The following is a 12,160-nucleotide window of genomic DNA, read 5'->3' on the forward strand; positions in this document are numbered from 1 at the left end:
GATCCACGGCCGCGACTGACGGTTTCCCATACCCACACCTACGAGCAGAGAGGCCGACAGACTCATGATCAGCCGCTTTTGTTAGAGCCAGTAAGAGCCGCCCGTCGCGTCCGGCCCGCCATGCCGTGCCATGCCGGTCCCTGGTACCCGGGACCGGCATGACTTCCGCCCGTTGCGAAGGATCGTGCCTCATGGCTGCTGGCCCCGGCAGCGTTCTCGGCCGCCGCGCCTGCCTTCGCCGGCAGCGCTCCATGCCTCGGCAAAGGCGTGCGTGCCGCGATCAATCGCAACGTGCGAACGAGGCCAGGTTCCCTGCTCCCGCTCCGGCATCGGCTGCGCGGCCAACCGCAGCACGCCGACCGTGCGGCAAGACTGTGTGATCCGATGAGATGACCGACGTGCGGCCGGCCCACGGTCTGCAACCGATGATTGTGTGCAGCCGTCTCCGCCAGCAGTTGACGACAGACTCGGTTCAGTGCGGGGCGGGAGCTCGTGAGGAGCCGGGCACCAGCGAGAGGCTGTCATGATCCTCCTCATACCTGTGGTGTTCCTCGCCGCCCTTGCGCTGGTCGTCCTCCTTCCTGCTCCGGTGCCTCAAAGTCGCCTTGCCGGGGAACCGGCGCTGGGCCGGATGGCGCCGAGCGGTCGTTGCTGCCGCACTAGGGTGCGCCGCTGTGGCAACGGCCTCCTATTCGTTGGGGGTTACCGGGTTGATCTCGACTGTGGCTGTGGCGCAGGACGGCGGGGCGGACTCGGCTCCGTTCCCCTACGATCACCCATGCCGGTCCAAGATGCGGGGAGCGGTGGGGTATGACGTCCACTTTCTCAGTCTGCGCACCGTATGTGTCATGGAGAGCGGAGAGCACAGAACCGTGGAGGACGTGCCGCAGGAGGTCCGGACGACGGCAGCTGCATCGGTGGCTTGTACTGCCGTGTTGGCTGGGGTCGTGTGGGCCTCCCGGTCCCGTGTTTCCAGGACGGCCTGATGCGCATGCGAGGCCTCGGCAAGGAGCCGCGGGCCGCATGTCCGAAGGCAACGCGCCAGTTGCAGCGCCCGACTCCCTGGTCGTGCGCTACCTCTACCGCGGGGGCGTGGCGTGCTGCTCATCGACTCGGCGGGCGCCTGGCAAGCAAGATGCAAGTTGGAACACTGCCAAACGCATGTCGAGGTAGCAGCGCAGTCGTACGCCCGCTTGTCCGGCCTCGCGTGTGGTGCGTTCCACCGACGTCGTCACCCACTGGGCGGCCGGCACGGCGTGGAAGGCGAACGCGGTGTCGTCGTCAGCTGCGGCGACGTCGACCACGACCAGGCCGGGCTCGGACACGTGCACATCGTTGACGGCTTCCATGACCGGCACGACGCCCCGCCTGCTCATTGGGTTCTTCTTCTGGTGGGCCTGCGGGGGAGACATCTGGAGCTGCCGGGACTGGTGGCGCACCGTCAGGGGCCAGGCCGAGCCGGTGACCGTCGCGGCCCCGGTCCTGCTGCGGATCGGTGTGCCGGCCCTGGTGCTGTTTCTCGGCGCCTTCGGCCTCTACTGAGGTTGGAACTCGTGATGTCGCCGGGTTGTTCAGGTGGGTCTAATGATCAGGCGGGTCTCGGCGAGGCAGCCGTCTATGAGGTCGCTGCGGAACTGGATGTGTCGTAGGCCGCAGTGGATGCGCTGGACGAGGTGTTCGGGTGTGGAGCAGGCAACGTTGGAGAGCCAGCCGCGCCGCAGCAGTGACCAGATCCCTTCGACGGGGTCCAAGACAGGAGAACCGTCATGGACCAGGCATTCGCCGATACCCTCCGCCCTCACCTGCGCTACCTCGCTACCGACCAGGAGCTGTGTCCCGACGACCGGCTGCGCGACCTCGGCCTCAATTCCATGCAGGCCATCGACCTCGTCTTCGACCTGGAGGACAACTGCGGGGTGACACTCCCCGACGACCAGCTCACGGACGCCAACTTCGAAACGGCCGGCACGCTGTGGCAGGCCGTCGAGCGTGCACGTACCGCCACGGTGAACGCGTCGTGAGGGCCCTCGACCCGGCGCTGGCCGAACGGGTGGCTCCGGTGGTCGCCACCGTCGAGCGGCACGCGGCTGAGAGTGACGAGAAGGCCACCTTTCCGCAGCAGGGCCTGACTGCGATGCGTACCTCCGGGCTCCTCGGCCTGCTCGTTCCAGCACACTACGGCGGCCTCGACGGCGGCGTCTGCGACCTCTTGGCTGTCTCGCAGCTGATAGCGCGCCAGGATCTGTCCGCGGCCATGGTGTTCGCCATGCACGGCCAGCAGGTTGCCGCGCTGGTTCGCCACGGCAACGAGGACCTGCGCGCACGCGTGCTGTCGAAGGTGGCCCGCGGAGAGCTGTACCTGGGGTCGGTCACCACCGAGGCCGGAAAGGGCGGGCACCTGCTCAGCTCGCAGACCGGAACCCGGCGCACGGACGACTTCATCGAGCTCGACCGGACGGCACCGATCGTCACCGGAGGCGTCCACGCCGACGCCTATCTGATCACCGCGCTCGCCCCCGACGCCGCCTCCGACGGCCAGGTGTCCCTGATGTACGCCGAGCGTGACCAACTGGACGTGCAGGTCCTCGGCGGCTGGGACCCGATGGGCATGCGGGGTACACACAGCGTGCCGATGCGGTTCACCGGGGCTGTGCCACTCGACCAGGTCGTCGGCGCCCACGGGGACTTCCGTCGGGTGACTGTCGATGTCTTCGCGCCGCTGGCGCACCTCGGCTGGAGCGCCTGCTGGCTGGGAACGGCCGCCGGCGCACTGTCGCGCACCCTGCGCATGCTGCGCAGCCCCGATGAGAGGCGGCGCCGAGACCTGAAGAGCGAGTTGCTGCTGACCCGGTTGTCCCGGGCCAGGCAGCGCGTCGACACCGTGCAGGCCATGCTGAGCCATGCTGCCGACGTGTACGGCGCTCTCTCCGAGCAGGAACGCGGCGGTGCTCCCTGGCAGTTGCTGGTCAACGCGCTCAAGGTGACCGCGTCCGAGCAGTGCCTGGCCGCCGTTGAAGAGCTGGTCGAGCTGGTCGGACTGCGCCACGGCTACTTGCGCAACCAGCCGCTCGCGCTGGAACGCGTCCTGCGCGACCTGCGGTCCGCCTCGCTGAACTACGGCAACGACCGGCTGCATCTGGCCAACGGTGCGCTCAGCCTGCTCGACCAGGAGGCCACACTTGCCTGACACCACCACCGACACTGCAGCCGGGTTCCAGCCGGCCCCATCCGGCACCACGGCCGGGTCCCTGCCGGCCGCATCTGCTACCTCGGCCGATGTTCCGCCCCTGCCAGCACCCGCTCCGTCCGCCCCCGCCCCACTCCGTCCGTGTCGCCGGACAACCCCTTCTGCCGACGCCCCGGCCGTGCACCGCTGGGTCTGGGCACCGGCGCCGGGGGTGACCGTGGCGCTGGTCCCGATCGACGAAATGCTGTCGGACACGACCGCCCTGGGCCGGCTACGGCCCGAAGAGCTGAGGACAGCCGCCACCATGGCCTCGTGGCGGGCCCGGGAACACCTGGTCGGCCGAGCCCTGCTGCGCGACCTCCTCGTAGGCTCGCTCGGAGAAGAGGGCGCCCGGTCACCGCTGGTCCCGGAACCCAACGGCCGGCCCCGACTGTCGGCATCCCCTGCCACGGGGGTCAGCGTCTCGCACAGCGGCCCGTACGCGGCAGCCGCGATCGGCGTCGGTCTGGACGTCGGCGTCGACGTCCAGATCCCCCGGGCGCCGTCGTCCGGGATGCTGCACCGCTGCTGTTTGCCCCGGACGGCGGCACGGCTGGCGAAGATGCCGCTCGACCGTGCCGCGCGAGCCTTCGCCGAGGTGTGGTCCGTACAGGAGGCGTGCGTGAAGGCGCACGGCACTGGGCTGTCCGGAGCGCCTTGGCGGGTACCCGTCGAACCGGGCCAGTCCGCCGGCGCCTGGGGGAGCCTGCGCTGGCAGCGCCTGCCTTGGCCGACTGCGGCGGACGCCCGGGACCCTGCGGCCCTGGCCTTCGCCTTCGGACCACTGCCCAGCGATACCCGAGCGGGTCGGAAAGCGGGCGGCCCACCGGCCGATCTCGTCCGGGCGGCCCCTCTGCTCTCCACCCAGCCCGTCCACACCGCGCCCTCCGTCCTGAAGGACCCAGATGCTCACTGACCCTACCGCTCCGCCCAGCGAGGGCCTGAGCTGCTATACCGAGAACCTCGCTGGTTACCTGTCCGCGCGCGCCCCCGGATCCGCCGAACTGCTGGCTCGCTCGGTGCGTCTCGCCGTGGATCGGGACACTGGACGCTTCTCGCACCACAATCGCGCCCTGAACGACCTGCCCGACGGCAGGCGGCTCGGCTACCGGGGCGCCCCCGACGCGGAGACGGCCCTGCGAGGCATCGCCGCCGAACTGGCAGAGCGAGGCCGTGTCCTCGTGGTCGCCGACAGCGGCGCGCTGCCCTGGGTGTGCGGCACGGCCGACGCCCACGCACCCCATCTGCTCCTGGTGGACGGCCGTACAAGAAACGGCGACTGGCACGTGGTGGACGGCTTCTCTGCCCTCTTCAGCGGCGGCGGCAGCCAGGACCCGTTCTCCGGCACCCTGTCGACTGCCGAGCTCACCACCCTGCTGTGCTTCCCCCACGGGCTGTCCGAGGTGCACCGCACCCGCAACACCCTCGCCTTCGGCTTCCCAGTCCCTCCACCACGGTACGAGACGTACCAGTGGCTCGTCGAAGAGCGCGGCAGCACCAAGGAGGAACTGCCCGGTAAAGCATGGCTGACCGGGCCGCCCGCCCTGGCAGAGACCGCCCGGCGTCTGACGGCCGACCTCAGCGGTCAGGCCACGCACGGCGTGCTGGAGGACGTGTGGGCGGCGGCGCAACACCACCTCTTCCGCGACAACCGCATGCTCGGCACCGCGGGCACCGCGGGCACCGTGCTCTCGTCCGAGGAGCGCCAGGCCATCGGCATCACCACCTCGAAGTGGCGAGAGCTCCCCCGCGTGCTCCGCTTCGCCGCCAACTCGGCGCGCCGCGGCCGCCCGAGGCCGTCCCTGATCGACGGTGCGTTCACGGCGCTGGCGGACGCCGAGGAACAGACCCTGCCCCTGCACCGTGCCCATGGTTACGCGGCTTCCACGGCGGCGCCCGTGCCCCGGCCGCTCGCCCACCAAGGAGGACGGTTGTGACCCCTACGTCCCCGCTCACCCTCTGGGACCGCTTCGCCCGCACCGCCCGCCGCCACCCCGACCGTCCGGCTCTGACCGCCGGCGGCGAGACGATCTCCTACGAGCGGCTGCTCCTGTGCGCCGAGAGCCTCGCTGCCCGGCTGTGTGCCGATGCGTCGCCTCCCCGTCGGGTGGGCCTGCTCGCCCTGAGGACACCCGTCACGTACGCCGCCTACCTGGCGGCGCAGCGCCTGGGCGCTGCTGTGGTTCCCCTCAACCCGGCCGCTCCACCCGCCCGTAACGAGACGGTGATGCGACAGTCTGGTGCCACCGTCGTACTGGCCGACGCGGCCGGAGACGCCGGCCCGGCCGGCCGGGCCGCACCGGTCTTTCCCGTCGTCCTCCCGGCCACCGCAGAGGGATCCGGTATCACGCACCTGCCGGGCCCGGGCCCGCAGGACACCGCGTACATCCTGTTCACCTCTGGCTCCACCGGCCGTCCCAAAGGGGTGGTGGTCCGGCATGCCAACACCGATGCCTATCTGGACCACGCCATCGTTCGGGCGGACGTGTGCCCGGACAGCCGTCTCTCACAGACCTTCGATCTGACGTTCGACCCCTCCGTCTTTGACATGTTTGTGGCCTGGAGCACCGGCGCGGTCGTCGTCGTGCCCGATCGGGACGAACTGCTGGACCCGGCTGGATTCGTGGCACGGCATGAGCTGACCCACTGGTTCTCTGTACCGTCGGTGGTGTCGCTGGCCGCCCGGCTGCGCCGACTGGCTCCCGGCGCCATGCCGACCCTGCGCTGGGCCGCGTTCGCCGGTGAGCCGCTGACGCTGCGGCAGGCCCGGGCCTGGGCTGCGGCCGCTCCCACCGCCCACCTGGAAAACCTCTATGGCCCCACCGAGCTGACCGTGACGTGCACGGGCTACCGGCTCCCAGCCGACCTGGCCGACTGGCCGGTCACCGGAAACGGCACCTTGCCCATCGGCTCCCCGCACCCGGGGGCCGAGACGCTGGTGGTTGACGAGCGAATGCGTCCCGCTGACGAGGGCGAGCTGCTCGTACGCGGGGCACAGCGATTCCCCGGATACCTGGACTCTGCGGACGACGTGGACCGATTCTTCGGCGGAGACGTCGCAGCAGGCCTCGAGCCCTACACGGGCGGCCCCCTGACGGATGCCCACTGGTACCGGACCGGGGACAGGGTAGTGCGGGAGGGGGACGACCTGGTGCACCTGGGCCGCCTCGACAGCCAGGTCAAGATCAGCGGCTACCGGGTGGAACTGGGCGAGATCGAGCAGGCGTTGCGCTCCCGCCCCGGCGTCCTCGACGCGGTCGTCGTGGTCAGCAGCGACCGGGGCGGGACTGCCCTTGAGGCGGCCTACACCGGCGATGCCCCCGACACGGCCGCCCTGCTGGCCGCGCTGCACGAGCAGCTGCCCGCCTACATGGTGCCGCGCACCCTGCTGCACATGCCCGAGCTGCCACTCAACCTCAACGGTAAGACCCACCGTGCCGCCGTGCTGTCCGCTCTGGCCGCCGGCCGCTGCTCCTCCCCGGGCGGCCCCAACCCCGACGACGCGGAACACGACGCTCCTGCCGCCGCCGTGCACCCCACCCTGAAGGGACTCCGGTGACGTGACCGCGACCAGCACCCGCATCCCACTGCCCGGCCGGGAGGAGTTCTGCACCGCCATGGCGCAGCTCGCCACCGGCGTCGCCGTCATCACGACCACGAGTCCCGAGGGGCCCGTTGGCTGCACCGCCAACGCGGTCCTGTCGCTCTCCACCGACCCGCCCTCCCTGCTTGTCTCCCTCGCCAGTACCGGCCGGACCGTGCGACATGCCCGGGACCGGAACTGCTTCGCGGTCAACGTCCTCAGCTGGCAGCAGCGGGATCTCATGGACCGGTTCGCCCGGCTGCCGGCGGTCCAACGCTTCGCGGGCGTCGATTACCGGGACGAGGCAGGCTGCCCGGTGCTCGACAGGACAGCCGCCACGGTGGTGTGCCGGCTCGACCAGGCGCCTACCGCGCTCGACCACACGCTGCTCATCGGCAGGGCGCTGTGGACCCGTCACGACCCCGCCGCTCGTGCCCTCGTGCTCTACCAGCGCGACCAGCACGCCGTGACCGGCTGATCGCGCCGGGCTCTGCTTGAACTCCGACGAGCGACACCGGGCCCGGCGCACCGTCGGCCCGTCCAGTCGCCGAAGCCCGCGCTCCTCACCCTGCGTCCGTAATCACAGGCCGACCCAGGTAGCTGCCCCCAACGGCAGACCACCCACGAAATGGAGGACGAATGATCGTCACATCCTTGGAAAAGATCGCAGGAACCGAACGGGACGTCAGTGGGCCGGACTGGCGAAGCCGGAGGTTCACCCTCGCAGGCGACGGCCTCGGGTACACGCTCACGGACACCGTCATGGCAGCCGGCACCGAGACCTACATGCAATACGTGAATCACGTGGAGGCCGTGTACTGCATCGCGGGCGAGGCCGAAATAATCAATGAAGAGACGAAGGAAGTGCACCACATCGGCCCGGGCACCCTCTACATCCTCGACCGGCACGATCCGCACACCTTCCGCGCCATCACCGAAGTGCGCAACGTGTGCATCTTCACCCCGGCGCTGACCGGTGGTGAGGTACACGATGAGAACGGAGCCTACCCGGCGGCTGAAGAGATGGCCTGACGGAACGGCCACGCGCCACTGTCGCCGCCTCAGCCCGTAAGGCCGATATTCGGTGCGCACAGTGCGGAGCACTTCCTGTGCTGTGCGCACCGAGGTGTCACCTCCCGGGACAGCGGCCCTTCTGTCAACCGACCCCGTCCTCCTCACCCGCTCGATGGGAAGGGCTGGAAGCGTAACGGTGCGCCTGTTGCCGCAGAGCGTCGATGCCGTTCGAGATGGTGGGGTCCTGTCCAGTTCCGCTGCGGACGCAGACGAGGATCCGCCTCAACGGCGGCGGCTGCCCGCGGAGGCGTACGCGCGCGACGTGGAGACGTGGGGAAGGGGCCAGGCGCGGGACGAGGCACACCCCGAAGCCATGGCCTACGAGGGAGAGAACCGCATGCCACGCATCGGCCCTATGGACGAACTTCGGGGCGAATCCGGACGCAGAGCACAGGGATTCGATGAGCTGGGTGTGGTCGTGGTGGGGGGCGATCCAGTCCTCGGTCGAGGCGTCCGCCAGATCGACGGTGCTCTGCGCCGCCAACCGGTGATCGGCGGGCACAGCGAGGTCCATGAGGTCGTCCATCAGTACGAACTGCTCGAAGCGCGGATCGTCCAGGGAGGGTCCCCCTGGTAGCGGAGTCAGGATGGCCAGGTCGATCTCTTCGGCCAGCAGCTTCTCGTAGCACTCCCGGGTTCCCGCCTCTTGGAGGAATGTCCTGGTCGGTTGCTCGGCTTGGTTCAGACGCCTGGCCGCAGGAGCCAGCAGGGTGCCGATGCTGGTGGCGAATCCGCCGAGGGACAGTGTCCGCCGGGGGCTGTCGGCCTCTTCGGCCAGCTCCGAAACTGCTCGCTCCCACTGCGAGCACAGGAGATCGGCATGGCGCAGCAGGACGTGTCCCGCGGCGGTGAACTGGACCCGGCGCCCCTCGGCTCGTAGCAAGTCGGCGCCCGCCTCCGCCGCCAGCCGTCGTAGCTGCTGTGAGACGGCCGACGGGGACATGTGCAAGGCCCGAGCCGTGGCAGTGACTGTGCCCTGGACGTACAGAACGCGGAGAGTCTGAAGAAGCTGGAGGTCGACCATGCAGTAATCCAACATGATTATGTGCATAAACGTGCGATGGACGCGTACAAGCTTTTGGCCGACCCTGAAGACATGAGCGCCCTGCCAGAAGTCAAGGAAGCGTGTTCCGCATGCGGCTGGTCACTGAGGCAACCCATGAGTGTCCTTTCCTGCCACCGAGTGATGGACGGCGTCCTCGCCTACACCCGATGCGCGTGCGGCCGGCTGCACGCGTGGCTCGAACCCCACTCCCAACGCGAACCACGCCTCGTGGCGAGCGGAGGACACCCCTCCCTCTGACGTCCGAGCCACCGCCACCTGCAGAGCCGAGACGGACACGAACGGAGGAGAATCACGTGAAGTCTCCCACCACCCCTGCATCCAGGCGTGCTTCGCCCGCCGAAGACACCAGCCCAGCAGAGCGCCGGGTCGCACGCTCAGTGCCCGCTCCGCTCCTCGTGCTCACCAGTGTCGTCAGCGTGCAGACCGGCCAAGCCATCGGCAAAGGACTTTTCAGTGCTGCCGGAGGACCGTGGGGCGTCGTAGCAATCCGGCTGACCTTCGCCGCCCTTCTCCTCCTGGCCTGGTGGCGGCCACGCCTCCCCCGGGAACGCACCGACATCCTGCTCATCCTGGCCTTCGGTACAGCAATCGCAGGGATGAATCTCGGCTACCTGGCGATGAAGTACATGCCCCTCGGCGTAGCGATGACCATTCAGCTCATGGGGCCTCTCGTCGTCTCGCTGTGCGCGGCCAGGCGCTTGGTGCATGTGCTGTGGGGACTCCTGGCAGTCACGGGCCTGGTGCTTTTCGTCTCCCCAGGCACCGACAGCGCACCGCCCGCGATCGGCCTGCTCTTCGCCGTCGGATCCGCAGTGTCCATGGGCTCCTACCTCTTGCTGAGCAAGCGAGCCGGAGCACGCATGTCAGGGGGCCAACCGCTGGCCTTGGCCGTCGCCTGGGCTGCACTGCTCACCCTCCCCTTCGGCGTCCTGGACAGCGGCAGCCGCATGCTGGAGGCTCACGTCCTGTGGGTGGGCCTTGCCGTCGCCGTGCTGTCCGCGGCGGTGCCCTATTCCCTTGAACTCACGGCGCTTCGACACATGCCTGCCCGTGTGGTCGGTGTTCTGCAGAGCCTTGAACCTGTCGCCGCCGGAATCGCCGGACTCCTCCTGCTCAATGAGTACCTCGGAGGTCTCCAATGGCTGGCCATCGTGTGCATTTCCGCAGCATCAGCCGGCACCGTGGCCACCAAAGACAAGTCTCTTCTGCCACCCACAGCAGAACCCGGGACCGTCAAACGTTCGGTGTAACTCCTGATCCAGGGTCCCCCTACGCCCAACTGACGGGACGGGCCTGACCAGCGCGCGAGGCTCAAGAACGGCGGGCGAGGCCTTGGTCGATGCGGAAGGCATCGGTGCCCCAGGTGGCGGTTGGCGCCTCTCCTCGAACCAAATCGTCCCCGGCGCCGCGCTCGACACCAATCTCCACCCGCTTCCTGCGTCAACTTCACGGGTCCTGGGCTCGCCCAGCGGTGGCGCGCAATGCGGTCAGGGCCGTGTGAAGCAGCCGTGCCCGAGTGAGATGGGCGCGGCGGCGGTGGATGGTGGGATCGCTCAGCGGCCGCGCTACGAGGTGTCGGGCAGCGCGGTGAGTGCGACCCGAGCACTGTGATGCCCAGCCCGGCGGCGAGGCTGGTGGCCGCGTGGTGCCGCCAAGGTGGGTGGCGTGGTGGGATGGAAGCGGACGGCGTGAAATGCGCCGATGATGATGCGCCCAAGTCTGCAGGTCAGCAGGGGTTCGGCGCAGCATGAGCGCGGTCGGGTCCAGCGCGGACAACGCACTCGCCGAGTCCTTCAAACGCGAGACCCTGCAAGGACGAAAAAGCTGGCCAACCGAGCGCGAGGCCCGACTCGATGCCTTCCGATGGCTCCACCGCTACATTCAGGATTCGAGATCAAGGCCCCCGATCAGTAAGGCTTACCCTGAACGAACGATTTACAGTCCCCTACACAGTCAGGTAACGGCTGCCACCCACGCCGCTTGCCACGTCGCCGGACCGACGATGCCGTCGGCGGCCAGGCCCTTCTCTCGCTGGAAAGCCAGGCAGGCGTTCCTGGATCCCGGCCCGTAGACGCCGTCCACGGATATGGACCAGCCCCGTCCCGCATCCGTTGCTGCCAGGTCCTCACGCTGGAATGCTGGGTATACGGCGGATAGGTGAACAGGATTCCAGGCCATGCCGGTGCTCCGTTCAGGTAGTCGCTGGTGGAGTCGCCTCCACCACCTGTGATCGGCGCGTTCCATGAGGCGAACCACGTCTGCGGCCCGACGATCCCGTCGACCGCCAGTCCCTTCTCCTGCTGGAAGGCGAGGCAGACCCGCTGGGACTGGGGGCCGAAGTAGCCGTCCACACTGATCGTCCAGCCGCGGTATCGCATTTGCCGCTGCCAGGTCGTCGCGCTGGAGTGACGCATGGTCGGTGGGTAGTGCAGGAGCACGCCTGGGTATGCGGGGGCACCGCCGGGGTCGTAGCCATCGTCGCTGGGCCAGGTAGGCGGCGTCCCGGGCTCGAGGGAGCCGGCGGCGACGTAGTCGTACAGTTTCCCGGGGCACTCGGTGCTCACCAGGTGCCGGTGCGGAGCCACCGGGCGTGAAATGAGCTGGGGTCGGCGTTCGAGCGGCTGCGGCAGCGTCTCGCTCGGGGCGGGTCCGGTGCGGCCGGGACGGCGCGCCAATGACCGGCGTACGGACCGCGGTCCGGTGGCACCGGTGACGTTGCGCCCGTCGACCACCGACCCGGCTCTCGCGCGGTCCAGCATGCGGCGCGGAGTACTGCCCGCCATGGTGTGCGACTGCTCTCGCCCCCGACCCTTCCGCCCGCATCCGGGCGGAGGCCGCCGAACTCACCGCCCTGGCCGCAGACCCCGAACCCGCCGTACGCCGCGCGGCCTGCGCGCGGGCGTGGCAACACCTGGACATGGCGGCCCGCACCGTCCTGCTGTGCGACCCTGACGACGGCGTTCGCGCCCGGGCGCTGCTGCGAACCACCACGATCACCCGATGCCCCTGCCGGTCTTCCAGCGTGAACAATGCGGAGCCCGCGAGGCAAAGGCCTGCCGACTCGAACCGGCGCTCGCCGAGCAGCTTGCGGCCGGCGATGACCCGCTCGTGCTCCGAGCCATCGCCGCCAACCCCTGGCTGCCGCGGAGACTGGTGGACCGGATCGCCCGGAACACATACGCCGCGGACCGCTCCGTCATCGCCCAGCGGG

12 protein-coding genes and 3 pseudogenes are annotated in these 12,160 nt (G+C 69.3%); 10 read left to right on the forward strand and 5 right to left on the reverse strand.

Annotated features, from left to right (window positions below; all coding sequences use genetic code 11):
* Window positions 1–1,079: 1,079 nt before the first annotated feature.
* Window positions 1,080–1,349 carry a DUF6207 family protein gene (locus KUM03_RS17195; RefSeq protein WP_254399468.1) on the reverse strand — a complete coding sequence of 90 codons (270 nt, stop codon included), beginning with the start codon at window positions 1,347–1,349 and terminating at the stop codon, window positions 1,080–1,082.
* Between KUM03_RS17195 and KUM03_RS17200 the strand changes: the two genes are divergently transcribed.
* A complete protein-coding gene (locus KUM03_RS17200; protein ID WP_217249596.1) occupies window positions 1,348–1,542 on the forward strand; it encodes a DUF6336 family protein in 195 nt (64 codons plus the stop codon). The genes KUM03_RS17195 and KUM03_RS17200 overlap by 2 nt on opposite strands.
* A 29-nt stretch (window positions 1,543–1,571) precedes the next feature.
* Here the strand turns inward: KUM03_RS17200 and KUM03_RS38375 are convergent.
* A pseudogene (locus KUM03_RS38375) lies at window positions 1,572–1,760 on the reverse strand (IS630 family transposase); the annotation flags it as partial.
* 6 nt (window positions 1,761–1,766) lie between these two features.
* Here KUM03_RS38375 and KUM03_RS17205 point away from each other — a divergent pair.
* The 7 genes from KUM03_RS17205 (at window position 1,767) to KUM03_RS17230 (ending at window position 7,841) form a co-directional block, all read left to right on the forward strand.
* A complete protein-coding gene (locus KUM03_RS17205) occupies window positions 1,767–2,021 on the forward strand; it encodes an acyl carrier protein (protein WP_217249598.1) in 255 nt (84 codons plus the stop codon).
* The gene (locus tag KUM03_RS17210; protein WP_217249600.1) at window positions 2,018–3,187 is read left to right on the forward strand and encodes an acyl-CoA dehydrogenase family protein; all 1,170 of its coding nucleotides are present in this window, start codon (window positions 2,018–2,020) and stop codon (window positions 3,185–3,187) included. The genes KUM03_RS17205 and KUM03_RS17210 overlap by 4 nt, the downstream gene beginning before the upstream one ends.
* A 178-nt stretch (window positions 3,188–3,365) precedes the next feature.
* Window positions 3,366–4,142, forward strand: a complete 777-nt coding sequence (locus KUM03_RS38885) for a 4'-phosphopantetheinyl transferase superfamily protein (protein WP_217249609.1) — start codon at window positions 3,366–3,368, stop codon at window positions 4,140–4,142.
* Entirely contained in the window at window positions 4,132–5,163 is a 1,032-nt protein-coding gene (locus KUM03_RS38385) for a hypothetical protein (RefSeq protein WP_254399469.1), read from the forward strand. Before KUM03_RS38885 ends, KUM03_RS38385 begins: the two co-directional genes overlap by 11 nt.
* The gene (locus KUM03_RS17220; RefSeq protein ID WP_308406344.1) at window positions 5,160–6,785 is read left to right on the forward strand and encodes an AMP-binding protein; all 1,626 of its coding nucleotides are present in this window, start codon (window positions 5,160–5,162) and stop codon (window positions 6,783–6,785) included. Before KUM03_RS38385 ends, KUM03_RS17220 begins: the two co-directional genes overlap by 4 nt.
* A 1-nt stretch (window position 6,786) precedes the next feature.
* A complete protein-coding gene (locus KUM03_RS17225; protein ID WP_217249618.1) occupies window positions 6,787–7,287 on the forward strand; it encodes a flavin reductase family protein in 501 nt (166 codons plus the stop codon).
* Between the two features lie 161 nt (window positions 7,288–7,448).
* A complete protein-coding gene (locus tag KUM03_RS17230; RefSeq protein WP_217249620.1) occupies window positions 7,449–7,841 on the forward strand; it encodes an ectoine synthase in 393 nt (130 codons plus the stop codon).
* A 124-nt stretch (window positions 7,842–7,965) separates the two neighbouring features.
* Here KUM03_RS17230 and KUM03_RS17235 read toward each other — a convergent pair whose 3' ends face one another.
* The gene (locus KUM03_RS17235) at window positions 7,966–8,907 is read right to left on the reverse strand and encodes a LysR family transcriptional regulator (protein ID WP_217249629.1); all 942 of its coding nucleotides are present in this window, start codon (window positions 8,905–8,907) and stop codon (window positions 7,966–7,968) included.
* Between the two features lie 335 nt (window positions 8,908–9,242).
* Between KUM03_RS17235 and KUM03_RS39040 the strand changes: the two genes are divergently transcribed.
* On the forward strand, window positions 9,243–10,199 hold the full coding sequence (locus KUM03_RS39040; protein WP_308406345.1) for an EamA family transporter: 957 nt from the start codon (window positions 9,243–9,245) through the stop codon (window positions 10,197–10,199).
* 461 nt (window positions 10,200–10,660) lie between these two features.
* Window positions 10,661–10,828 (forward strand): annotated as a pseudogene (locus KUM03_RS38395) (IS3 family transposase); the annotation flags it as partial.
* Between the two features lie 74 nt (window positions 10,829–10,902).
* Here KUM03_RS38395 and KUM03_RS39245 read toward each other — a convergent pair.
* Both KUM03_RS39245 and KUM03_RS39250 read right to left on the reverse strand, forming a co-directional pair.
* Window positions 10,903–11,193, reverse strand: coding sequence for a peptidoglycan-binding protein (locus KUM03_RS39245; protein ID WP_374225333.1), 291 nt, complete (start codon window positions 11,191–11,193; stop codon window positions 10,903–10,905).
* Between the two features lie 20 nt (window positions 11,194–11,213).
* Window positions 11,214–11,732, reverse strand: a pseudogene (locus tag KUM03_RS39250) (peptidoglycan-binding protein); the annotation flags it as partial.
* Window positions 11,733–12,160 lie beyond the last annotated feature (428 nt).

Origin of the sequence: Streptomyces sp. AC602_WCS936, assembly GCF_019049125.1 — a bacterium.
Lineage (GTDB): Bacteria > Actinomycetota > Actinomycetes > Streptomycetales > Streptomycetaceae > Streptomyces.